Origin of the sequence: Flavobacterium okayamense, assembly GCF_019702945.1 — a bacterium.
GTDB classification, from domain to species: domain Bacteria; phylum Bacteroidota; class Bacteroidia; order Flavobacteriales; family Flavobacteriaceae; genus Flavobacterium; species Flavobacterium okayamense.
The window spans coordinates 310,254-333,892 of sequence record NZ_AP024749.1 but is presented as its reverse complement, the minus strand read 5'-3'; the positions used below and the strand labels follow the sequence as shown (position 1 = coordinate 333,892).

17 protein-coding genes and 3 tRNA genes are annotated in these 23,639 nt (G+C 31.8%); 12 read left to right on the top strand and 8 right to left on the bottom strand.

Annotation, left to right across the window (positions count from 1 at the left end):
* The first annotated feature begins 17 nt into the window (after positions 1-17).
* The 4 genes from KK2020170_RS01670 to KK2020170_RS01655 are packed head-to-tail and all read left to right on the top strand — an operon-like array spanning position 18 to position 6,406.
* Positions 18-2,285: a glycoside hydrolase family 20 protein gene (locus KK2020170_RS01670; RefSeq protein ID WP_221259078.1), complete on the top strand. Its 2,268-nt coding sequence runs from the start codon at positions 18-20 to the stop codon at positions 2,283-2,285.
* A complete protein-coding gene (locus KK2020170_RS01665) occupies positions 2,282-3,277 on the top strand; it encodes an isoaspartyl peptidase/L-asparaginase (protein ID WP_221259077.1) in 996 nt (331 codons plus the stop codon). Before KK2020170_RS01670 ends, KK2020170_RS01665 begins: the two co-directional genes overlap by 4 nt.
* Entirely contained in the window at positions 3,277-3,951 is a 675-nt protein-coding gene (locus KK2020170_RS01660; protein WP_221259076.1) for a copper homeostasis protein CutC, read from the top strand. Before KK2020170_RS01665 ends, KK2020170_RS01660 begins: the two co-directional genes overlap by 1 nt.
* Complete coding sequence (locus KK2020170_RS01655; protein WP_221259075.1) at positions 3,941-6,406, top strand: beta-mannosidase; 2,466 nt, start codon at positions 3,941-3,943, stop codon at positions 6,404-6,406. Before KK2020170_RS01660 ends, KK2020170_RS01655 begins: the two co-directional genes overlap by 11 nt.
* A 30-nt stretch (positions 6,407-6,436) precedes the next feature.
* Here KK2020170_RS01655 and KK2020170_RS01650 read toward each other — a convergent pair whose 3' ends face one another.
* The 4 genes from KK2020170_RS01650 to sppA form a co-directional block, all read right to left on the bottom strand.
* Entirely contained in the window at positions 6,437-7,027 is a 591-nt protein-coding gene (locus tag KK2020170_RS01650) for a carboxymuconolactone decarboxylase family protein (protein WP_221259074.1), read from the bottom strand.
* A gap of 1 nt (position 7,028) precedes the next feature.
* Positions 7,029-9,638: an AsmA-like C-terminal region-containing protein gene (locus KK2020170_RS01645; protein WP_221259073.1), complete on the bottom strand. Its 2,610-nt coding sequence runs from the start codon at positions 9,636-9,638 to the stop codon at positions 7,029-7,031.
* Positions 9,639-9,725: 87 nt separating this feature from the next.
* Complete coding sequence (locus KK2020170_RS01640; RefSeq protein ID WP_221259072.1) at positions 9,726-10,433, bottom strand: queuosine precursor transporter; 708 nt, start codon at positions 10,431-10,433, stop codon at positions 9,726-9,728.
* Between the two features lie 64 nt (positions 10,434-10,497).
* Positions 10,498-12,264, bottom strand: coding sequence for a signal peptide peptidase SppA (gene sppA, locus KK2020170_RS01635; protein ID WP_221259071.1), 1,767 nt, complete (start codon positions 12,262-12,264; stop codon positions 10,498-10,500).
* A 112-nt stretch (positions 12,265-12,376) separates the two neighbouring features.
* Between sppA and folK the strand changes: the two genes are divergently transcribed.
* Positions 12,377-13,561, top strand: a complete 1,185-nt coding sequence (gene folK, locus KK2020170_RS01630) for a 2-amino-4-hydroxy-6-hydroxymethyldihydropteridine diphosphokinase (protein WP_221259070.1) — start codon at positions 12,377-12,379, stop codon at positions 13,559-13,561.
* Positions 13,534-14,073 carry an STM3941 family protein gene (locus KK2020170_RS01625; RefSeq protein ID WP_221259069.1) on the top strand — a complete coding sequence of 180 codons (540 nt, stop codon included), beginning with the start codon at positions 13,534-13,536 and terminating at the stop codon, positions 14,071-14,073. Before folK ends, KK2020170_RS01625 begins: the two co-directional genes overlap by 28 nt.
* Positions 14,074-14,092: 19 nt before the next feature.
* On the opposite strand, the gene KK2020170_RS01620 is transcribed toward KK2020170_RS01625, so the two are convergent.
* Entirely contained in the window at positions 14,093-14,632 is a 540-nt protein-coding gene (locus tag KK2020170_RS01620; RefSeq protein WP_221259068.1) for an RNA methyltransferase, read from the bottom strand.
* A gap of 395 nt (positions 14,633-15,027) precedes the next feature.
* On the opposite strand from KK2020170_RS01620, the gene mutS reads away from it, so the two are divergent.
* From mutS to KK2020170_RS01595, 5 genes are all read left to right on the top strand, one after another.
* A complete protein-coding gene (gene mutS / locus KK2020170_RS01615) occupies positions 15,028-17,595 on the top strand; it encodes a DNA mismatch repair protein MutS (protein ID WP_221259972.1) in 2,568 nt (855 codons plus the stop codon).
* A gap of 117 nt (positions 17,596-17,712) precedes the next feature.
* A tRNA-Gly gene (locus KK2020170_RS01610) sits at positions 17,713-17,788 on the top strand.
* A 16-nt stretch (positions 17,789-17,804) separates the two neighbouring features.
* Positions 17,805-17,890: transfer RNA gene (locus KK2020170_RS01605), tRNA-Leu, on the top strand.
* Between the two features lie 62 nt (positions 17,891-17,952).
* Positions 17,953-18,038: transfer RNA gene (locus KK2020170_RS01600), tRNA-Leu, on the top strand.
* A gap of 121 nt (positions 18,039-18,159) precedes the next feature.
* The gene (locus KK2020170_RS01595) at positions 18,160-18,513 is read left to right on the top strand and encodes a DUF1508 domain-containing protein (protein ID WP_221259067.1); all 354 of its coding nucleotides are present in this window, start codon (positions 18,160-18,162) and stop codon (positions 18,511-18,513) included.
* A gap of 46 nt (positions 18,514-18,559) precedes the next feature.
* Here the strand turns inward: KK2020170_RS01595 and KK2020170_RS01590 are convergent, their stop codons facing one another.
* The 3 genes from KK2020170_RS01590 to KK2020170_RS01580 all read right to left on the bottom strand — a co-directional run bounded on the left by KK2020170_RS01590 (position 18,560) and on the right by KK2020170_RS01580 (position 22,403).
* Positions 18,560-18,784 carry a hypothetical protein gene (locus KK2020170_RS01590; RefSeq protein ID WP_221259066.1) on the bottom strand — a complete coding sequence of 75 codons (225 nt, stop codon included), beginning with the start codon at positions 18,782-18,784 and terminating at the stop codon, positions 18,560-18,562.
* A gap of 166 nt (positions 18,785-18,950) precedes the next feature.
* Entirely contained in the window at positions 18,951-21,086 is a 2,136-nt protein-coding gene (locus tag KK2020170_RS01585) for a S46 family peptidase (protein WP_221259065.1), read from the bottom strand.
* A 42-nt stretch (positions 21,087-21,128) separates the two neighbouring features.
* Positions 21,129-22,403, bottom strand: coding sequence for a 3-deoxy-D-manno-octulosonic acid transferase (locus KK2020170_RS01580; RefSeq protein ID WP_221259064.1), 1,275 nt, complete (start codon positions 22,401-22,403; stop codon positions 21,129-21,131).
* A 94-nt stretch (positions 22,404-22,497) separates the two neighbouring features.
* On the opposite strand from KK2020170_RS01580, the gene KK2020170_RS01575 reads away from it, so the two are divergent.
* Entirely contained in the window at positions 22,498-23,625 is a 1,128-nt protein-coding gene (locus KK2020170_RS01575; RefSeq protein ID WP_221259063.1) for a DegT/DnrJ/EryC1/StrS family aminotransferase, read from the top strand.
* Positions 23,626-23,639 lie beyond the last annotated feature (14 nt).

Below are 23,639 nucleotides of genomic sequence, written 5' to 3'. Positions count from 1 at the left end.
TGACTAAATTTTTCCAAATGAAAAGGTTTTTTTTGATTATAATTTTATTTCAAATTTCTTGGTTAAGTTTTTCACAAGAGAATTTAGCATTTATTCCAAAACCACACCAAATTGATTACCACGATGGCTTTTTTGAGTTGAATTCAGAAACAGTTATTCAAGCAGATGAAGATTCTTTTGAAGCTAAATATTTACAACAGATCATAAAAAATCAATTGGGATTAAATTTAGAAATCTCAACATCATCTAAAGCCGATTCTAAGATTGTTTTCTTAAGTAAGATAATTGAAATTGAGAAGAGTTTTAAAGAATGGTATAATTTATCCATTTCAAAAAATAAGATAATAATCAATTCTACTACTTCACAAGGTGCTTTTTACGGTGTTCAAACCTTAATACAATTACTTCCTTTAGAAAATATTAGGGGAATTAAAATTCAATGTTTGAATATTACAGATGAACCCAAATTCCAATGGCGAGGCATGCATTTAGACGTTTCTCGTCATTTCTTTTCTAAAGAATTCATCAAAAAGTATATCGATTATCTCGCCATTTATAAAATGAATACGTTTCATTGGCATTTAACCGATGATCAAGGTTGGCGCATCGAAATCAAAAAATATCCCAAATTAACTGAAGTAGGAGCATGGCGAAATGGCTCAATGATTGGACATTACACCGATCAAACTTTTGATAACATTCCATATGGTGGATTTTATACGCAAGATGAAATCAAAGAAATCGTAGCTTACGCTAAAGAACGTCACATTACCATTATTCCAGAAATCGAAATGCCTGGTCATGCCCTAGCAGCATTAGCTTCGTATCCTGAATTTTCTTGTAATGGCGGACCTTTTGAAGTAGGAAAAACGTGGGGCGTTTTAGAAGATGTTTTTTGTCCAAAAGACGAAACCTTTACTTTTTTAGAAAATATTTTGACAGAAGTAATGGAGTTATTTCCTTCGGAATACATTCACATCGGTGGTGATGAATCTCCAAAAGTACGTTGGAAAAGTTGTCCGCATTGTCAAAAGAGAATTAAAGATGAAAACTTGAAAGATGAACACGAATTACAAAGCTATTTCATCCAACGAATTGAAAAATTCGTAAATAGTAAAGGTCGAAAAATCATCGGTTGGGACGAAATTTTAGAAGGCGGATTAGCACCAAACGCAGCTGTTATGAGTTGGCGTGGCACCGAAGGCGGAATTGCAGCGGCTAAACAAAAACATTTCGTAGTGATGTCGCCAGGTTCACATTGTTATTTTGATCATTATCAAGGCGAACCTAAAAACGAACCTATTGCTTTTGGCGGTTATACCAATGTGGAAAAAGTGTATTCTTTTAATCCTATTTCAAAGGAACTTTCAACAGAAGAATCGAAATATATTTTAGGTGCTCAAGCCAATCTTTGGACAGAATATATCAACACACCAGAACATGCTGAATATATGCTTTTTCCAAGAATTGCAGCACTTTCTGAAGTGGTTTGGGGAACATCAAATTCGAAAGAATACAAAGAATTCGAAAAAAGATTGATTTCACATTTTGAAATCTATGATAAAAAAGGAATCAATTATAGTAAAGCCATTTTTGAAGTAACTTCCAAAGTCCAACCTGCCGAAAATGGAGTGGCATTCGAATTAAAATCAGCAAATCCAAACGGAATTAAGTACACAACTGATGGTTCAGAGCCAAATGTAAATTCGATTCCTTATGAAAAACCAATTTTAGTTACTAAAAGCCAAACTATAAAAGCAGCTTATTTTGAAAATGGGAAAGCCAAAAGTGCAACTATCGAACAACCATTTTTCATTACTAAATCAACGGGTAAAGAGATTGAATTGGTGCATCAGCCGCATGAAAATTATGGAATCGGAGGAAGTTTTACTTTGGTAGATGGAATGAAAGGAAATTCTTCAAAATTTGGTAGGGATTGGTTAGGATTCTGGGGTGACGATTTAGAAGCAACTATCAATTTAGGAATAAATACTACTATTTCTAAAATTGGAATTAACACATTACTTTCTGAAGGAAGTTGGATTTATTTTCCTAAAGAAATTAAGTTTTTTACTTCAATTGATGGTGTTAATTTCCAAATTGTAAAATCAATTTCTCAAAACGAAATAATTACCGCAAAAGGAAAAATTATAATTGAGTTTCCAAAGAGAAAAACTAAATTTATAAAAGTAATAGCAAAAAACAACGGAATTATTGCAGACGGAAAACCCGGAGCAGGTTCAAAAAGTTGGTTATTTGTTGACGAAATAAGTGTAGAATTATGAAAAACAGAAGAGATTTTTTAAAAAAGACGGCATTAGCATCTGCTGCAATTACACTTCCAAGTTTTAAAGGTTTGGATCAGAATGAATTATCTTATTCAAATCAAAAAGTCAATAAACCTATAGTTTTGTCGACTTGGAATTTTGGTATTCAAGCCAATGAAGAAGCTTGGAAAATTCTTCAAAATAATGGAAGAGCTTTAGATGCTGTAGAAGCTGGTGTGAAAATACCTGAAGGCGATCCTAATGAAAGAAGTGTAGGTTATGGAGGTCGACCTGATAGAGAAGGGAAGGTAACGCTTGATTCTTGTATTATGGATGAGTTTTCAAATATTGGTTCGGTTGCTTGTTTGGAACACATTAAACATCCTATTTCTGTAGCAAGAGCTGTTATGGAAAAGACACCACATGTTATGTTAGTTGGTCAAGGGGCATTGGATTTTGCTTTAGAACAGGGTTTTCAAAAAGAAAACTTATTAGTAGAAGCATCTGAAAAAGAATGGAAAGAATGGTTGAAGAAGAGTGAGTATCATCCTAAAGCTAATATTGAAAATCACGATACTATAGGAATGATTGCTTTAGACAATCAAGGGAACTTGTCTGGAGCCTGTACAACAAGTGGTATGGCTTTTAAAATGCATGGAAGAGTGGGTGATTCTCCAATTATCGGAGCTGGTTTGTATGTGGATAACGAAATTGGAGCCGCAACCGCAACAGGTCATGGTGAAGAAGTAATTAGAATTACGGGTTGTCATTTAGTAGTAGAATTAATGCGTCAAGGAAAATCGCCACAAAAAGCGTGCGAAGAAGCCGTAATGCGAATTGTAAAACTGACGCAAAATCGTGGAAAAAATTTAAAAGATATCCAAGTAGGATTTATCGCCTTGAATAAAAAAGGAGAATACGGTTCGTATTGTGTACAAGGCGGATTTAATTATGCCGTTCACGATGCAACAGGAAATAAATTAATCGATGCGAACTACTTTATGAAATAATGAAAAAAATCGAAATCGCTTGTTTTAATCTGGAGTCTGTACTAATAGCTCAAAAAGCAGGAGCTGATAGAGTAGAATTATGCGTAGATATTTCAGTTGGCGGAACAACTCCATCAATTGAAATGATTCAACAAGCTCGTGAAAATTTGACCATCGATTTGTATGTGATGATTCGAACAAGAGGAGGAGATTTTGCTTACTCGGATGCTGAATTTAAACAAATGAAATCAGAAATCGAAACCATTAAAAAATTTGGAGTTAACGGATTTGTATTCGGAATTTTGAATGAGGATAAAGCAATTAATCTTGAACAGAATAAAGCTTTAGTGGAATTAGCAAAACCTTTTTCTTGCACGTTTCATCGTGCTTTTGATGAAGTTTTAGATTATGAGAAAGCATTAGAAGATATCATTTCTTGTGGATTTTCAACGATTTTGACTTCTGGAAGTTACCCAAATGTAATGGAAGGAAAAGAAGTTTTGAAACAATTAGTAATTCAAGCCAATAATCGCATCGAAATCATGCCTGGTGGCGGATTGCGTTCGGCTAATATTTCAGTATTAGACGAAATAGTCAATGCGAATTGGTATCATTCTTCAGCAATTACTGATGAAACAGAAACTGCAAATGAAGAGGAAATTATTAGCTTAAAAAACAAACTTCATGCTAAGTAGAATATACTATATAGTTTTTTTATTTCTATTAAATTGTTCCATTTCGGCACAAACTTCTTATCGCAATTTATCATTAGAAAACTGGACATTCAACAAGCAAAACGAAGTAAAAAAACACAAGGCAACCATTCCTGGAACTGTTCATACGGATTTGTTTCAAAACCAATTAATTCCAGATCCTTTTTTTGGCGACAATGAAAAGCAATTGCAGTGGATTGAAAATGAAAATTGGGAATACGAAACGTATTTTACATTATCAAAATCCGAACTCAAAACTCAAAATATCGACTTGGAATTTGAAGGTTTAGATACGTATGCAACTGTTTTTTTGAACGGAAAAGTAGTTTTAGAAGCCAATAATATGTTCCGAAAATGGACCATTTCAGCTAAAACGCATTTGAAGATTGGCGCGAATCATTTAAAAGTAGTTTTTAATTCCGCTGTTCAAAAAGGAAAAGATGAAGCTGAAAAATTGACTTATACATTACCTGAAAAAGAACGTGTTTTTGTTCGAAAAGCGCAATATCAATTCGGTTGGGATTGGGGACCACGATTTGTAACGGCTGGAATTTGTAAACTAGTACAATTGAAATTTTGGAATACAGCAAAAATTGAAAATATTAAATACAACCAAATTGAACTGAAAGAAAAAAAGGCTGTTTTAGAATTCACAACCGAAATTTATGTTTCCAAAGTCAAAACAATACAGTTAAAAATCAATGAAAAAATCGAAACATTCAACCTTAAAAAAGGTAAAAACATAATTCAAATGCAATATGAAATTACGAATCCAAAATTGTGGTGGTGTAACGGATTAGGTGACGCGAATTTATATCCTTTTACAGTTGAAATCAGTCATAAAAATCAATTTTTAGATACGAAAAAACTAAATATTGGTTTACGAACTATCGAATTAATTCAAGAAAAAGACCAAATTGGGAAAAGTTTTTACTTTAAATTAAATGGAAAACCGGTTTTTATGAAAGGTACTAATGTGGTTCCGCCCGATAGTTTTTTACCACGAGTTTCTGATTCTACTTATTTTTCTTTAGTAAAAAATGCTAAAAAAGCGAATATGAACATGCTTCGTGTTTGGGGTGGTGGTGTTTATTTTGATGATGCGTTTTATGAAGCTTGTGATGTCAACGGAATTTTAGTGTGGCAAGATTTTATGTTTGCATGTTCAATGTATCCTGGCGATGATGCGTTTGTGCAAAATGTAAAACAAGAAGTTATAGATAATGTAAATCGTTTGCAAAATCACCCAAGTATTGCAATTTGGTGTGGTAACAATGAAAACGACGAAGGTTGGCACAATTGGGGTTGGCAAAAACAATTCAACTATTCACAATCGGATTCAACCCAAATTTGGAACGACTACAAAAAAGTATTTCACGAAATGATTCCGCAGGCATTAGATAGTTTGCTTCCGAAAGAAAAGAACATTTACTGGTCGTCTTCGCCATCGATAGGTTGGGGAAGAAAGGAAAGTTTGTTACAAGGTGATTCACATTATTGGGGCGTTTGGTGGGGAAAAGAACTTTTTGAAATTTATGAAAAAAAAGTTGGGCGTTTCATGAGTGAATACGGTTTTCAAGGAATGCCTAATTTGGAAACCTTGCAAAAAGTTATGAATAAGGAAGACTTGAATTTTACTTCCGAAGCTTTTAAAAATCATCAAAAACATCCAAGAGGTTACGAAACCATAAATGAATACATGGAACGCGATTTTGTTGTTCCAAAGATTTTTGAAGATTACCTTTATGTTTCGCAATTGTTGCAAGCACGTGGCATGAAAATCGCTATAGAAGCCCACCGAAGAGCGAAGCCGTATTGTATGGGAACGTTATATTGGCAACTGAATGATTGTTGGCCCGTTACATCTTGGAGTTCGTTGGATTATTACGGTAATTGGAAAGCGTTTCATTATCAAGCAAAGCGAAGTTTTGAGAATTTGTTATTTTCGGTTGAAGAGGAAAGTAATAAATATAAAGTGTTTTTGATAAATGATAATTTTGAAAATTATTCTGGGAATTTAGAATTGGAATTACTTTCTTTTGATGGAAATTCGCTTTGGAAAGTTTCTAAAGAGGTAACTATAAAGGAGAATTCGAGTATGATAGTTTATGAAATTCCAAAGGATGAATTTGAAAAACGTGATTTAAAAAACTGCGTTTTACATATTCAATTCAATCAAATAGCAGCCAATTACTTCTTTGTAAAACCTAAAGATTTAAAGCTTCAAAAACCAAATATTCAAATCAGAAAGTTTGATGAACGAACCATAGAAATATCATCGGATATTTTAGCTAAAAATGTTTTTCTCTCTTCAACTAATAATGCCTTTTTTGAAGATAATTATTTTGATTTGCTGCCAAATGAAAAGCGAATAATTAAGTTGTCTAAAGCTCCTGAAAATTTAAAAATAAAGTCTTTATTTGAAACTAAAAATTAAAAATGCACTGATTTTCAGTGCATTTTTTAATTATTGATGTTTTCCAACTTCCCAACCTGTTTTTTCTAAATATTGATTGCCACTTTCAATAGCATCATCTTCTAAAACAGTTCCCATTGAATCATTCCAACGATTGAGATAACCAAAAAGTGAAATTACACCTAACATTTCAACAATTTCACCTTCATTCCAATGTTTGTAAAGTTCCGTTTTTATATCCTCATTTACGGCATTTGGAAGTACTGAAGCAGCTAATGAAAAATTTAAAGCAGCTCTTTCAGCATCATTAAAAGCAGGATTCGTTTTATATTCCCAAATATTATCTAATTTTTCTTGTTCGGCTCCATAACGTTCAGCAGCGCGAATGGCATGTGCCTGACAATATCGACAGCCTGTAGCATTACTACTTACCCAAGCAATCATTCTTTTTAGAGATGAGGTAACACGACCTTTGTTTTCCATTACAGCTTTATTTAACTCAATAAAAGCTTTTGAAATTGCCGGACGATGTTGCATGGTTAATACTGAGTTCGGACAAAACCCCAAGGTTTCATTAAAAAATTCGGCTAATTGTTTCGTTTCCAGATCATGTTCTGGAGAAAGGGGAGTTACTAATGGCATATTATTCGTTTTTCTTTTTCTTATTTCCAAATAAACTATTTAAACCATCTTTAACAGCATCTTTAACTTGATTTTTTGGAGTCTCTGTTTTTGTAGAATCTGTTGTTGGGTTAGCACTTGAACTAGTTGTGTCTTTGTTTCCTCCTAAAAGATTACCCAAAGCACCTGCGCCTTGATTTAGTAATTTTTCTTTTTGCATTTTAACTAATTGTGAAGCCAAATTAGTTGTTGCAGATTTTAAATCGGTTTTTACAGCAGGATTTGTAAAGCTTCCCGTTAAGTTTGCCGTAACAGGTACACTTTCAATTTTTTGTTGGTCAGCAGGTGTTAATTTTGACAATAAAGAAGTAATTTCAGTTCCTAAATATTTTGCTGGAACATCAAATTTTACATCATAATTCATGCTTTGGTCAAAGCCATGCGTACCACCAATTGTCATATGAATGTCTTCGTATTTTAAATTCATTGGTTTCAAAGCAACCTTGCCATCTTTGAAAGAAAGCGATGCTTTAACATCATTTAAATTTAATTTGCTTACATCTAAAAACTTAACATTAGAGCTTAACGTACTTAATAATTTTGAGTTGTTCTCATTTATAGTTGTTGATAATAATTGTCCAGCTAAATCTCCAGAAATTGTTTTTAAATTAGGCGTCATGTCTTGTGTTAAATCACCTGATAGTTTTATATTTGAATTCAATTTACCGTTAATTGTATTGGCAATAGGAGCAATACTTTTTAGCATGTCTAATTGCGTAAAAGATTCTGCAATATTTACGGCGTTAAGTCCTAAATCCATATTGAATTTTGGTGTAGCTCCTTTTGTAGAAACGGTTCCCGTTAGACCAATACTTCCACCAAAAACATCCATATTTAAGTTTGATAACGTAACGGCTTCATCTTTTATCGCTAAATTACCCGTAACATTTTTCAAGTTTAAATTGTCATAAATAACAGTTACAGCTTTTGCTGATAGTGAACAATCTAAGAACGAAGGAATTTTTACAGCTTCCGTTGTTTTTTTACCTTCTTCATTAGTAGTTGTAGTGGGCGACATAAAATCAGAAACAACAAATTTTGTTGAATTCATGTTGAAATTTCCTTTTAATACCTGTTTCTTAAATAAGAAACCATAAAGGTTGTCAAGACTACCATTAATTTGTAAATCACTATCGCCAGTCTTAGCATCAAAAGCATTTAATCGAATTTGATTAGTATTAAAAGCCACTTCTGTATTGTTTATTTTGAAAGGTTTTGCCATTTCTTCCCCTTCATATTGAAAGCCTGTCAACTGAATCAAACCTGAATTTTGTATATTTTGGTATTGACTTTTTTCAACGGAATTCATGTCAAATTTTGTTGTAACATCTGCTTTTAAAATTCCTGTTAAAGGTTTTTCTAATTGCACTGGATATGCTTTTGAAACATTAGCTAAATTAATAACACCTTTTAGTTCAGCGTTAACTAATGGGTTTGTGTCAAGATTTCTAATGTTGGCTTTAGCGTTAAAAACATCTTGGTCGATTGCAAAAGATAACTTGTCTAAATCCACATAAATATCTTGCATTAAACCTGTTTCATTTACTATATGCGTGTCAATTATAATATTTTTAACCGATTTAGGTAAATCAGGATATTGAAAAGAAGCATTATTTGAAGCCAATTCAATATTGAATTTTGGAATAGTAGTTTCGGTTAATTTGCCCTCTACTTTTCCTGAAACTTTAAACTCACCGGTGGTTTTAACTTGGCTGATATTTCCTGCATAAGCTTCTGGAACTAATCCTAAGAAGTTTTTAAAATCGGAAGTAGGCGTTTTGAAAGTTAAATTGTATAATTGTCCATCTTCTAACATTTGGAGAAAACCATCAAACTCTAAAGGCAATTGATTTATTAGTGCTTTATTTTCTTTAAACTCAAATTTCATTTGTTCTAAATCAATTCCCAAAACGGCATCAAGTTTTAGTAAAACATTATTCATATAATTTGTGCCATCCATTTCAAAAGACAATCGAGTAGATGTTTTAGTGTCTAAATCTAATTTTTGAGAACCAAAATTACCTTTACCCGAATGATTCAAATCATTTAAGGCTAATTTCATTTTTGTACCTTCATCTAAATACGAAACTTTTAAATTTTCAATTTCATAGTTTTGAATATTCAAATTGAAAGGTTTACTTTCACTTTCACTTTCTTTTTTATCAGTTTTTAAAGCAATATCATAATTTGCAATACCCTCTTTGTTAACAATTACATTCACTAAAGCATTTGAAGAACTAAAACTTTCCAAATTCATAGTTTCAGTTTCATCTTTTAGTAATTCTTTAATACTCATTTTAAGGTTTAATTCACCTGAGTAAAATAAAGTATCACCCTCAAATGGAGCTTTGTTGATTATACTTAATTCATTTATAGTAACATTAGCTTGTGGAAAATTCTTTAATAAGCTTAAATCAACATCGGTAAATGCAACAGTTGCATCAACATTTTCATTAATTGTTTTTAAAACTAGAGCTTTTATTTTGTCTTTAAATAAGAAAGGAGCTGCTGCTAAAACGATAACTGTTAGCAATAAAAATATTCCCAGACCTTTTAGAATTTTCTTAACCATAAGAATGTATGTTAATTTGATGAAATTTTACTACAAATTTAACGCCAAAAAGTTCAAATTTGTTTAAGCTTTCGTTAAAAAAAATAATTAATCGATAGAAAGTTCTTCATTTACCTTTAAGTTGAATTTTCTACGGAAGAGAAAAACAGCTAAATACATAAAAGGTGTATCTATCAAAGCTATAAATATTTTAAAAGCAAATCCACTTATAAATAACTTCCAGAAAACTTCCCATGGTAAAATTTCAAATGAACAAAGAAGTAACAAAACTGTAAATGTATCAACAGCTTGAGAAGTCATAGTTGAGAAATTATTACGTAGCCATAATTTTTTTCCTTGTGTCAATTTTTTCCAAAAATGATATACTTGTATATCTATGTATTGTGCCGCTAAATAGGCTAACATAGAGGCTAAAACAGCTAAAGCTGTTTGTCCAAATACTTTTGAAAACAATGCATTGTCTACTGGGGAATTTTCTATTGCTGGAACTTGATTTGCAACATAAATTATTCCCAATGAAAAAATAGAAGCAAAAATTCCGTTGGTTACAACTTGATTGGCTTTTTTCTTCCCATAGATTTCAGAGATAATATCTGTAATTAAAAACGTAATAGGGTAAGGTAAAATACCAACAGAAACTTCGAAAAACTTTGCGCCAAGAAACTCAACATCTCCAAACGGATACCAATAGAAAAACTTTTGAAAAATTAAATTAGAAACCACTAAAGAACAAATGAAAAGTGCACTTAAGATAAAGTAAATACGTTGGGCTAAGAATTTGTTTTGTGTTTCCATTTGGTAAAAATAAAAAAAAGGCTACAAACTTGTTGTAACCTTTTAACTTAAAATATCTATACTATTATTTAATATTCAATTCGTAAGGCATTAAAGCTTGAATACCTTTTAATTGGTTGGCTTTTTTAATTTGTTCGAAAACTTTGTAGTTTTCTTCGCCTAATTCTTCTTTTAAGATAGTCTCTTTTGATTTATAAAAAGTAGATAACCCGAAATTAGCTAAAACATCATCAAAGTTTTTTTCGTATTCAGGATAATTTTCAGTTCTATAGGAATCTGTTTTACCTAATTTAGCTGCGTATGCAATAGCTTTATCTAATCCGCCTAATTCATCAACTAAACCATTTTTAACAGCGTCAGAGCCTGTCCAAACTCTACCTTGAGCAATACTATCAACTTGTTCAACCGTCATGTTTCTTCCTGCTGCAACACGTTGTAAAAAAATTGTATAGATATTTTCGATACTTTCTAATGTAACCATTTTAAAATTTTCGTCTAATGGTTCAAATACACTATAACCACTTGCGTTGTTATGCGTTTTAACTTGTTCAGCGTTAATACCAATATTTGTTGCTAGTTCTTCCATGTTTGGTAACATTCCAAAAACGCCTATCGAACCTGTAATTGTACTTGGCTCCGCAAAAATTCTATCAGCATTACACGCAATGTAATATCCTCCAGAAGCGGCATAATTACTCATTGATACTACGACTGGTTTTACTTTTTTAGTTAATTCGATTTCTCTCCAAATTAATTCTGAAGTCAAAGCACTTCCACCAGGGCTATTCACACGCAAAACAATTGCTTTTACATCGTCATCGTTTCGTGCTTCTTTTAAAGAACGTCTAATGGCACCTTCGCCAATTATATTTACATCGCCTTCGCCACCTTGAATTTCTCCTTGTGCATATATAACAGCAACTATATCTTTTTTTGAAAAATCTACTGAAGTAGTTGCTACGCTTTTTGCATAATCAACAATAGTTACTTTGTTATATTCTTCTTCAGCTTCAACATCAAGTTTTTTACGAATAGCATTGTGATAAACATCTTCATAAGCAACTTTGTCTATTAAATTCTTAGCTAAAGCTAAATCTGGAGTTCTTCCACCAAGTGAATTAGCAATACTATTTAAACTATCAACCGAAATATTTCTACTTTTCGAAATATCGGTTACAATAGTTTCCCAAGCCGATTCTAATAAAACCGTCATTTGTTCACGGTTTTCCGGACTCATTTCTTGTGCTAAGAAAGGTTCAACAGCACTTTTGTATTTTCCATGACGTAAAACTTCCATTTTAACACCTGTTTTCTCTTGAAGATTTTTCATGTAAATAATTTCTGAAGCTAATCCTTTAAAATCAAGTTCACCAACTGGATTTAAGTACAAAGTATCTGCAACCGAGTTTAAATAATAATCGTTTTGTGTTAAATAATTAGAATAAGCAACAACAAATTTTCCTGATTTTTTAAAGCTCTCTAATTCATCACGAAGTGCTTTACTTTGCGCTAAACCTAAACTTGAGAAATTGTTCAAGATTGAAATTCCCTCTATTTTATCATCTGTTTTTGCATATTCAATGGCATTTATGACATCAATCAATCCATTGTGCTTGCTTTCAAAATAATTAAATTCTTTAAAGTTTATTTTTCCTGCATAATCAAGATTAACTTTAGATAAATCTAACTCAATAATAGAGTTTTCTTTAACTTTTACAGTTTCACCATCTCCACCAAAAATTAGCCCAATAAACATGATGCCAAAAAAGAACAACATGAAGAATACAAATATCCCAATTACAGTTGCTAATACATTTCCTAAAAATTTCATTTTGTCAGTAATTTTATTTAAAAAGTTAGTGTGTAAATTGTTAAAAATGTTACATGTTCATAAAAAAAACTTTTTTGGTTTATTTTAGAAAAAATAGTTTGTTATTTTGCCAATGATGAATCAAAATCAAATTGTAATAGCATTAGGAAGTAATGAAGGTAATCGTTTGGACTATTTAGAACAAGCGGTTTTGTCGATTCATAACAAAATTGCAACTGTTGTTCAAGCGTCAAAAGTGTATGAAACGCCAGCTTTAGGTTTTGAAGGCGATGCTTTTTTAAATGCGGTTGTTTTGGTTCATACTTCTAAATCGGCTTCTAAAGTTTTAAAGCAATTATTGAAACTAGAAAAAGAATTGGGTAGAATTCGTTCTACTGAAAATGGATATGCTTCGCGAACAATTGATTTAGATGTTATAGCTTGTAATGAAGAAATTATTGAAGCAAACGAATTGCAAGTACCACATCCGCGAATGCAAGATAGAAAGTTTGTTTTGTTACCCTTCTCAGATTTGAATTTTCAATGGGAACATCCTGTTTTCAAAAAATCAATTCAAGAGCTTTTAGAAATTACCGAAGATAAATCAGATTGTACAGTTTTTGGAAAACTAAAATCGCCTTTACAAGATTTACAATTCGATAATTACAATTACATTTCAATTGAAGGAAATATCGGCGCTGGAAAAACTACATTATCTTCAAAGATTGCTGAAGATTTGAATGCAAAATTGGTTTTAGAACGCTTTGCCGATAATCCTTTTTTACCGAAATTTTATAAAGACCAAAATCGCTACGCATTTCCTTTAGAAATGTCTTTTTTAGCCGATCGTTACCAACAATTAACAGATGATTTATCGCAGTTTGATTTGTTTAAAGATTTTATTGTATCCGATTATCACATCGTAAAATCGTTGATTTTCGCCAAAGTTACTTTGCAAGAAGATGAATTTCGTTTGTACAAAACCATGTTTGACATTATTCACAAAGAAATGCCAAAACCCGATTTGTATGTGTATTTGTATCAAAATACAGAACGATTATTGACTAATATTAAAAAACGAGGTCGTAATTACGAACAAGAAATTCCAGCCGAATATTTAGAAAAAATCAATCGCGGTTATTTAGATTACATCAAAACCCAAACCGATTTAAATGTTTTAATCATTGATGTTTCCGATTTTGATTTTGTAAAAAATCAAGAAGATTATGTGAAGATTTTGGATGAGGTGAAGGAGAAAATAGAGGGTAGAAAATATAGAAAAGAAGTATTTTGGAAAATATTAAAAACATATTTGTAAATAAAGAGAAAGCAGCTATTTACTTATCAGCTGGATGTTTTTTTGTATTTATAGGTGTTTTTTATTTTGATGAAATGATAAATTTCGATGTTAAACCTCTTAAAAGTATTATGCTGTTATTAGGTTTAATACTTTTTAGTTTTGGGATTATTCATTCTATTTATCTATTGTCAAAAAAATCGCCAATGTTAATTGTTAATGATAATGAGGTTTTTATATCGATATTCTTAAAAAAAGATAGAGTTGTAAAGTTTGAAGATATAGAATCTTTTTTTTTAGTAAATACTTATCATAGAGGTTTTGTGACTAATAGAATTATTTTTGTTGAATTAAAAAAACCTTCAGAAAAATATTCAAATTCTTTATTTTATAAAATCTTAAAAGAGATTATACCAAAGAGAGCAGTTAATTCTGAATTTAGTATACAGACTGCTTTTTTAGATATAAAGTGTGATGAATTATTGAAAATTTTGAATAAAAAATTAAGAGATTTTAATAAGAGTAAAAATTAAAATCTATCCTCTATTTTCTTTACTCTTTTTTCTCAAAAAACTTCTGAAACAAATCCCAAATTACAATTCCAGCACTAACCGAAATATTTAGCGAGTGTTTACTTCCTAATTGTGGAATTTCAATAACACCATCGCTTAAATTAATCGCTTCTTGCGAAACACCTTTTACTTCGTTTCCAAAAATTAACGCATAACGTTGGTTTGTTTCCGCTTGAAAATCATTTAACATGATAGAATTTTCTGTTTGTTCTACCGAAAAAATATTTACGTTTTCTTCTTTTAACTTTTGAATAACTTCTAAAACATCTTTTGCGTATTCCCAGGCAACCGTATCCGTTGCGCCAAGAGCTGTTTTATGAATTTCTTTATTGGGTGGTGTTGCGGTTATACCACACAAATAAATTTTTTCCAACAAGAATGCGTCGCTCGTTCTAAAAACCGAACCAATATTGTGTAAGCTTCTAATATCATCTAGAATTACAATAATTGGTGTTTTTTCAGATTTTTTAAAATCTTCTTTACTAATGCGATTTAATTCTTCGTTGGCTAATTTTCTCATGCTGCAAAAATAGATATAATGTGTTAATTAGACAATTTGGAGTTGTGTCAATTTTTATTGTTTCAGCAAAGCGTAGCTTTGCATTCTTTTACGCAAGAATAGTCTGAAAAAGCTCTGAAAACAGGAGGGAAGCGACGCAGAGTTTTTCAGACGGTTTTAATCATAGATTAAAAATTCCTCGTAAAAGTGTCCTTTCTTTTGTTTCGTTTTCTTTGGACAAGCAAAGAAAATGAAAGAGGAAAACTTATTAAATTGTCTTTATAAATTTTCAAATTGCTATTAATTTTAATATTGTCATTGTGCTCTTTTTATTACCTTCGCAACTACACTAAAATTTAAGAATTGTGGCTAAGAAAGAAGCAACGAAAACCAAAGAAAAAAAGGAAACTCCATTAATGCAGCAATACAATAGTATCAAGGCAAAATATCCTGATGCTTGTTTGTTGTTTCGTGTGGGCGATTTCTATGAAACCTTTGGTGAAGATGCTGTTAGAGCTGCAGGAATTTTAGGAATTACTCTAACAAAACGTGGTGCAGGTTCTGATAGTGAAACGGCATTGGCAGGTTTTCCACATCATTCTTTAAATACCTATTTACCCAAATTAGTTAAAGCTGGACTTCGAGTGGCGATTTGCGATCAATTAGAAGATCCAAAAATGACTAAAACCATAGTAAAACGAGGTGTTACCGAATTGGTTACACCAGGTGTTGCGATGAATGATGAGGTTTTACAAGCGAAGTCTAATAATTTCTTAGCTGCTGTAAGTTTTGGTAAGAAATATTTAGGTGTTTCATTTTTAGATGTTTCTACAGGCGAGTTTTTAACAGCTCAAGGAAACGAAGAATATGTCGATAAGTTGTTGCAGAATTTTGGTCCAAGTGAAATTTTAGTGCCAAAGCAATTTAAGACTAAATTTAGAGAGGTTTTTGGCGAAGATTACCACACTTTTTATTTGGAAGATTGGATTTTCAAAGAAGATTATGCCGTTGAAAGTCTAACCAAACATTTTCAAACCAATTCATTAAAAGGTTTTGGTATTGAAGAATTACAAGAAGGCGTTATTGCTTCGGGTGCAGTGTTGTATTATTTATCGGAAACCCAACATAATAAAATTCGACATATTACGAATATTCAACGTATTGCAGAAGATGCTTACGTTTGGATGGATCGTTTTACGATTCGAAATTTAGAATTGTATCATTCTACGAATGTAAATGCGGTAACACTTTTAGATGTTATAGATAAGACTTTGTCGCCCATGGGGGCGCGTTTGCAAAAACGTTGGTTGGCTTTACCGTTAAAAGATGCAAGTCGCATAGAAAGTCGTCATGAAGTGGTTTCGTATTTGAAGGAGAATAGTGAGGTTTTAAATGCAATTCAATACCAAATCAAACAAATTTCTGATTTAGAGCGTTTGATTTCAAAAGTGGCGGCAGGTAAAGTGTCACCACGAGAAGTGGTATATTTAAAAGAATCTTTAGATGCGATTGTTCCCATTAAAGAATTAGCTTTAAAAAGTTCGAATGAAGCGTTAAAAACGATTGGTGATAGTTTACATGCTTGCGAATTGCTTCGTGAGAAAATTGGGAATACTTTAAATCAAGATGCGCCTGTAAACATTAATAAAGGAAATGCAATTGCAACAGGAATTAGTGAAGAGTTAGACCAACTAAGAAATATTTCTCAAAACGGAAAAGCGTATTTAGAAGATTTAGAGCAGCGCGAAAGTGAAACCACTGGAATTCCTTCATTAAAAGTAGCTTTCAATAATGTTTTTGGATATTATATCGAAGTTCGAAATACACATAAAGATAAAGTTCCGTCGGAATGGATTCGTAAGCAAACTTTAGTAAGTGCGGAGCGATACATTACCGAAGAATTAAAAGAATACGAAGCTAAGATTTTAGGAGCCGAAGAAAAGATTCAATTGTTAGAAAATCAAATTTTTGAGCAATTGATAAATTGGATGGCAACCTATATAAAACCGGTTCAGCATAATGCTAATTTAGTGGCGCAATTAGATTGTTTGCAATCGTTCACGCAATTAGCGATTGAGAATAATTATGCCCGACCAATTTTAGACGATTCTTTCGATCTAGAAATAAAAGAAGGTCGTCATCCAGTAATTGAAAAGCAATTGCCTGTTGGTGTTCCGTATATTTCAAATGATGTGTATTTGGATAGAGAAAGTCAACAAATTATTATGATTACGGGTCCGAATATGTCGGGTAAATCGGCAATTTTGCGTCAAACCGCTTTAATTGTGTTGTTGGCTCAAATGGGAAGTTTTGTTCCAGCGGAAAGCGTTCGAATGGGTATTGTAGATAAGATTTTTACAAGAGTAGGAGCGAGCGATAACATTTCGATGGGCGAATCTACTTTTATGGTGGAAATGAATGAAACGGCTTCCATTTTGAATAATATTTCAGAAAGAAGTTTGGTGTTGCTAGATGAAATTGGCCGAGGAACATCAACATATGATGGAATTTCAATTGCGTGGGCTATTTCCGAATATTTACACGAACATCCACACAAACCGAAAACTTTATTTGCTACGCATTATCACGAGTTAAATGAAATGGAATTAATTTTTGAACGCATTCAAAACTTTAATGTTTCGGTAAAGGAATTGAAAGATACGGTTTTGTTTATTCGCAAATTAGTGAAAGGCGGCAGTGCGCATAGTTTTGGTATTCACGTAGCTAAAATGGCAGGAATGCCGCAAACGGTAATTCAAAAAGCACAGAAAATGTTAAAGAAGTTAGAGAAAAACCATTCTGCAGAAGAATTAAGTGGGTTGAAAGCAACAGATGATGAAATGCAATTGAGTTTCTTTAATCTAGACGATCCATTATTAGAAGAAATAAAAGAAGAAATTGTAAATTTAGACATTAATACTTTAACGCCTGTAGAAGCTTTAATGAAGTTGAATGAGATAAAACGAATGTTAGGTAAAAAATAATTTATTCGTTATCAAAACGTTATAAAAAAGTTCTATTTTTTGTTTAAAAGTACTTGTAGAAAGAAAAATATATTATATATTTGCACTCGCAATCAAGAAAAACGTTCTTAAATATACGCGAAAATAGCTCAGTTGGTAGAGCGCAACCTTGCCAAGGTTGAGGTCGCGGGTTCGAACCCCGTTTTTCGCTCCATGAAAATTTAAATTTTGCTCGAGTGGTGGAATTGGTAGACACGCTGGACTTAAAATCCAGTGGGTAGTAATGCCCGTGCGGGTTCAAGTCCCGCCTTGAGTACTAAAGCCTTTTTGCTTGGTTCAAAAAGGCTTTATTTTTAAATTTTCAATATATATATCAATGCTCGAGTGGTGGAATTGGTAGACACGCTGGACTTAAAATCCAGTGGGTAGTAATGCCCGTGCGGGTTCAAGTCCCGCCTTGAGTACTAAAGGCTTCTAACTTTGTTAGGAGCTTTTTTTGTTTATAGACTTTTGATAACTTTTATTTTTTTTAAAGATAGGTTTCATCTTTAATTTTTATTTTGCAATTGAAAACTATAAAAAAACATGGCCACTTTTGTAATATCTAAACGTTTAAACGACGCGTATAAGTATGAATTGGTTTCTCGTAAAGGAAAAACCATTTTTACAAGTAACGAATTTGAATTACGTTTCGAATGTGAAGAAGAAATCGAATTTTTAAAACGCCATATAGAGGAGCTAGTCTTTATGCGTTTCCGTTCTGGAAATGGTAAATTTTTCTTTAGAGTTATTTTAAAAGAAAAAGAAATTGCAAAAAGCAGAAAGTATACTACACAATTGTTACTTCAAAAAGGGATTGATGAAGTTGTGAAGTATGTTTTTGAGGCTGAGGTATTAGATTTTTCTTCTGGATTAGATATATTTGGAGAAACAGCATAAAAAAAGCCCCACTTAGTGGAGCTTTATTTTTTCTGTAAGCTTAATCTTAGTGAGCAGCTTCTTCTTTAACTTCTTCTACAGCAGCTTCAACAGCAGCAGTAGCAGAGTCAGCAGCAACTTCAACAGCCTCAACAGCCTCAGTAGCAGCCTCTTCAGTAGCTTCAACAGCTTCAGTAGCAGCAGCTTCTACAGCTTCTGTATTTTCAGCAGTTTCTTTACAAGATACGAACATCATAGCAACTAATGCTAAGCTTAAAACAACTTTTTTCATCTTACTAAATTATAAAAGGTTAATTATTAATTCGTAGCAAAGATATAAATTTTTTGACTTGACAAAATAATTTTGCGATTTTTTTTAAAATATTTTTTTAATTATTTATAAATCCTCATTTTCAGTGAGTTATTATTGAAAAATTATTGTCTAATCACTACTAAATTTACATCTTTTTAGGGTGTGCTAATTTCATTTCTTCAATTAGATGTTTAGCACCTGCATATTTGTCGATAATAAATAGTACATATCGTATGTCAACCATTATATTTCTACAAATTTCTGGGTCATAATGAATATCACTCATTGTTCCTTCCCAAACACGGTCAAAGTTTAATCCAATTAGGTTTCCGTTAGCGTCTAAAGCAGGACTTCCAGAGTTTCCACCAGTTGTATGATTAGTAGCAATGAAACAAACTGGCATTTTTCCGTTTTCAGCGTATTGACCATAATCTTTATTTTTAATTAAGTCTAATAATTTTGTAGGTACATCAAATTCATAATCGCCAGGTACATATTTTTCCATTACACCTTCTAAATGTGTTACAGGCTCATAGTATACTGCATCACTTGGATTGTAGCCTTTAACTTGACCGTAAGTAATTCTCAAAGTACTATTAGCATCAGGGAAGAATCTTCCGTTAGGAAACATTTCCAATTGCGCTTTCATGTATTCACGTTGTAAAGCACCAATTTCAAGATTAATTTCGTCATATTTTGGACCAATATTAGCATAAAAATTATCTGCTAATTTTTTAACAAATAAGTATCCTTTGTCTTTGTTTAAGTTTTTCAATACTTTATTTGCATCACCTTCTAATAACGATTTCAATCCATTATATGAAGTTAATTTTGATTTTGAATAAACTTCGCTTACAATTTTATTTTTATCTAATGCTTTTAATTCAGAAGAAAGTAAAGGAGATTTTTCTAAATAAAGTGCAACTAATTTTTCAGCCACTTTTTCATCTACTTTAGCATTGTAATCTTTATAAAAACTTTCAAAACTCTTAATTGTATTGTCTTTTCTGTCGTTAAAAGCTTGTTCACCTTTAGCTTTGTATAGTTGTTCTAATTGATAAAGTCTAAAACCAGCACTTAATAACTCTGTATTTCTTAAAGCGACTTCAATAAAATAGTCTCTTGCTAAAGCATAATCATTAATGGCAGAATAATTCTTCTCAAAGCTTGATAATAAATTTCCATATTGTGCTTGTTTACCATTTTTAGCAACTTGTTTAAGAAATTCAGTTTCGTAATCTTTTTTAAGTTGAATGGCATTCGATTTTTTTAAACCTTGACTTTCACCAATCCATTTTTTCCAATAATTTGCAACACTTGCATATTTAGAAGCATATTGAATTTTAATCGCTTGATCTTTACGCATAAATCCGTCTTGAACTTTTAAAGCTGCATCGCGAACTTCAATTTTAGCAGGATTTAAAGTGTTCACAATTTGTTCAACTGCAAACGATGGTAAATATTCTTGTGTTCTTCCAGGGAAACCAAAAACCATAGTGAAGTCACCTTCTGCAATTCCGTCTATAGAAACTGGTAAAAAGTGTTTTGGAGTATAAGGAATGTTATCTTTTGAATATTCGGCAGGTTTGTTGTCTTTCCCAGCGTAAATTCTAAAAATTGAAAAATCTCCAGTATGACGTGGCCAAACCCAGTTATCTGTATCCGAGCCGAATTTCCCAATTGAACTCGGTGGAGCTCCAACTAAACGAATGTCTTTGAAAGTTTCAGTTACAAATAAAATATATTGGTTTCCTTCGTAGAAAGTCTTGATTTTATTCTCTTGCCAAGCCTCTTTTGGAAATGTAGTTTGAACTCTTGAAATATTATCTTGAATTTTCTTTTGTTTTTCAGATTCAGAAGATAGTTGAGAAACGCCTTCTAAAACGGTATTAGTTACATCATGAATGCTTACAATTAGAGTAGCAACCATTCCAGGATTTGGTAATTCTTCATTCATAGACATTGCCCAAAAACCATCCTGTAAATAATCGTTCTCAACAGTCGAATGACTTTGAATTTCGCCATAACCACAATGATGATTTGTAAGTAATAATCCCTTTGGAGAAATTATTTCAGAAGTACATCCTCCATCGAAATGAATAATTGCATCTTTGATACTTGAATTATTAACGTCATAAATATCTTGTGCGTTAATTTTCATACCTAAACGATGCATTTCATTTTCGTTCATTCCTTGTAACATACTAGGAATCCACATTCCACCTTGTTGAGCAAAGATTGGGAATGATAATAAAACAATAAGTAATTTTAGAATTCTCATTTTTTTGTAGGTTTTAAAGCTGCAATTTACATAAAATATAAATTAGCGTTGTTTATTTAGGTTTTTGTTAAGAATGTGTGTAATTATTTTAGTTGTTGCTCCTTTGTTCATCTGAACGAAAGTTTCACAAATATGGCCTTTTTCATTTCGCTCGTCTGAATTGTATAAAAGTGAATCAAAAGCTAATTTTAATTCGGTTTCATTTTTAATAGAAAGACAACCTTCTTGATGAACTAAAGCTATTGCTTCCGCAAAGTGTGAATAATTTGGACCAATTACAATTGGAACGCCAAAAGTCGCAGGTTCTAATATATTATGAACGCCTGGATTTCCGAAGCCACCACCTACATAAGCAATATCAGCATAGCTGTAAATCTTAGTCAAAATACCAATAGTGTCAATTATGAAAACTTCGAATTCACTTAAGTTTTGATTTTCTTTTTCTGAAAATAAAATTGTTTTCTTTTTGATTGATGATTTTAGATTTGATATTTGATCTTGCTTAATGTTATGAGGTGCAATAATAAATTTTATTTCATCTGAACTTTGATTGATATAATTAACCAGTAATTCTTCATCTTTAGGCCAAGAACTTCCAATAACAATTAGAGTTGCTTTGTCATTTCGAGCGGAGTCGAGAAATCTAAAGTTTTCAATAAAATCTAATGAATTATCTCTATTTAAAATATCAACCACTCTATCAAAACGTGTGTCACCAGAAATAGTTACATTATTAAACCCGATAGATTGTATTAATTGTTTTGAAGAATCGTTTTGAACAAAAAAATGATTGAAAGTTTTAAGTGCATCTCTATAAAATCTACCATACCATTTAAAGAAAGCTTGTTTTTCTCTAAATATTCCAGAAACTAGATAAGTTGAAATGTTTAATCTTTTTAACTCGTTTAGATAATTGGGCCAAAATTCATACTTTATAAATAAAACCAATTCAGGATGAGTGATTTTTATAAACTTTTTAGCATTAGGTTTGGTGTCAAGAGGTAAATAAACTGTAACATCAGCTAACGTGTTGTTTTTTCTGACTTCGTAACCTGATGGCGAAAAGAAAGTAACAACTAATTTATGTGTAGGAAACTCTTTTTTTAAAGCTTCCATAACAGGAATACCTTGCTCATACTCACCTAAAGAAGCTGCATGAACCCAAATTACTTTATCAGTAGAATTAATTTTAGTTTTTAAAGTTGAGAAAACATCTTTTCTGCCTTTAACAAATAGTTTTAGTTTCGGGCTAAAAAGGGCTAAAACCTTTAAGATTAAACTAGCAATGTGCGTTAAAATGGTATAGAGAAATAGCATGCTAACAATTTATTGGCTAAAATACGTTTCTTTTTCTTTATGCTAAAAAAGTAGCGCATTATTTCTTACTTTTGTTAAGCTAAATTTTATTACGATGCGAAAATTACAAATGGTTGACTTAAAAAGTCAATACGAAAAAATAAAAGATGAAGTTAATGCTTCTATTCAAGAAGTTTTAGATACAAATACATACATTAACGGACCTTTGGTTCACCAGTTTCAAACTGATTTAGAGCAATATTTAGGTGTAAAACATGTAATTCCTTGTGCTAATGGAACGGATGCGTTACAAATTGCCATGATGGGATTAGGATTAAAACCGGGTGATGAAGTTATTACAGCTGATTTTACTTTTGCAGCAACCGTAGAAGTTATTGCTTTATTACAACTAACACCTGTTTTAGTAGATGTTGATATGAACAATATGAATATATCAATTGAAGCTATTAAAAAAGCAATTACACCGAAAACAAAAGCAATTGTTCCGGTGCATTTATTTGGGCGTGCGGCAAATATGGATGCCATTATGGAAATTGCAAACGAGCACAATTTATACGTAATTGAAGATAATGCACAAGCTATTGGTGCTGATTTTACTAATAAAGAGGGTAAAAAACAAAAAGTTGGAACTATAGGTCATGTTGGGGCAACTTCATTTTTCCCTTCTAAAAACTTAGGTTGTTATGGCGATGGTGGAGCAATTTTCACTAATGATGATGCATTAGCACATACTTTAAGAGGAATTGTAAATCACGGTATGTACGTTCGTTATCATCATGATGTTGTGGGAGTTAACTCACGTTTGGATAGTATTCAGGCTGGAGTTTTAAAAGCAAAATTACCTCATTTGGATGCTTATAATAAAGCCCGACAAGAAGCCGCTAGAAAATATTCAGAAGCTTTAGGGGTAAATTCAAATTTATGGGTGCCAACAATTTGTAAAAATTGTGATTGTCACGTATTTCATCAATATGTATTTAGAGTTTTAAACGGAAAACGAGACGGACTATTAGCGCATTTGCAAGAAAAAGGAATTCCGTGTGCTATTTATTACCCAATTCCATTACACAAACAAAAAGCGTATTTAGATAGTCGTTATAAAGAAGAAGATTTTAAAGTAACGAATCAATTGTGTGATGAAGTTATTGCATTACCAATGCATACTGAATTAGACGACGAACAAATTAAATTTATTACTGATTCGGTTTTAGAGTTTGTTTAATTTTAAGAGTATAG

Excerpts from the sequence above, each read along its gene's own strand:
- KK2020170_RS01670 (WP_221259078.1), top strand. The coding sequence starts at position 18 with ATGAAAAGGTTTTTTTTGATTATAATTTTATTTCAAATTTCTTGGTTA.
- KK2020170_RS01665 (WP_221259077.1), top strand. The coding sequence starts at position 2,282 with ATGAAAAACAGAAGAGATTTTTTAAAAAAGACGGCATTAGCATCTGCT.
- KK2020170_RS01660 (WP_221259076.1), top strand. The coding sequence starts at position 3,277 with ATGAAAAAAATCGAAATCGCTTGTTTTAATCTGGAGTCTGTACTAATA.
- KK2020170_RS01655 (WP_221259075.1), top strand. The coding sequence starts at position 3,941 with ATGCTAAGTAGAATATACTATATAGTTTTTTTATTTCTATTAAATTGT.
- KK2020170_RS01650 (WP_221259074.1), bottom strand. The coding sequence starts at position 7,027 with ATGCCATTAGTAACTCCCCTTTCTCCAGAACATGATCTGGAAACGAAA.
- KK2020170_RS01645 (WP_221259073.1), bottom strand. The coding sequence starts at position 9,638 with ATGGTTAAGAAAATTCTAAAAGGTCTGGGAATATTTTTATTGCTAACA.
- KK2020170_RS01640 (WP_221259072.1), bottom strand. The coding sequence starts at position 10,433 with ATGGAAACACAAAACAAATTCTTAGCCCAACGTATTTACTTTATCTTA.
- sppA (WP_221259071.1), bottom strand. The coding sequence starts at position 12,264 with ATGAAATTTTTAGGAAATGTATTAGCAACTGTAATTGGGATATTTGTA.
- folK (WP_221259070.1), top strand. The coding sequence starts at position 12,377 with ATGATGAATCAAAATCAAATTGTAATAGCATTAGGAAGTAATGAAGGT.
- KK2020170_RS01620 (WP_221259068.1), bottom strand. The coding sequence starts at position 14,632 with ATGAGAAAATTAGCCAACGAAGAATTAAATCGCATTAGTAAAGAAGAT.
- mutS (WP_221259972.1), top strand. The coding sequence starts at position 15,028 with ATGCAGCAATACAATAGTATCAAGGCAAAATATCCTGATGCTTGTTTG.
- KK2020170_RS01595 (WP_221259067.1), top strand. The coding sequence starts at position 18,160 with ATGGCCACTTTTGTAATATCTAAACGTTTAAACGACGCGTATAAGTAT.
- KK2020170_RS01590 (WP_221259066.1), bottom strand. The coding sequence starts at position 18,784 with ATGAAAAAAGTTGTTTTAAGCTTAGCATTAGTTGCTATGATGTTCGTA.
- KK2020170_RS01585 (WP_221259065.1), bottom strand. The coding sequence starts at position 21,086 with ATGAGAATTCTAAAATTACTTATTGTTTTATTATCATTCCCAATCTTT.
- KK2020170_RS01580 (WP_221259064.1), bottom strand. The coding sequence starts at position 22,403 with ATGCTATTTCTCTATACCATTTTAACGCACATTGCTAGTTTAATCTTA.
- KK2020170_RS01575 (WP_221259063.1), top strand. The coding sequence starts at position 22,498 with ATGCGAAAATTACAAATGGTTGACTTAAAAAGTCAATACGAAAAAATA.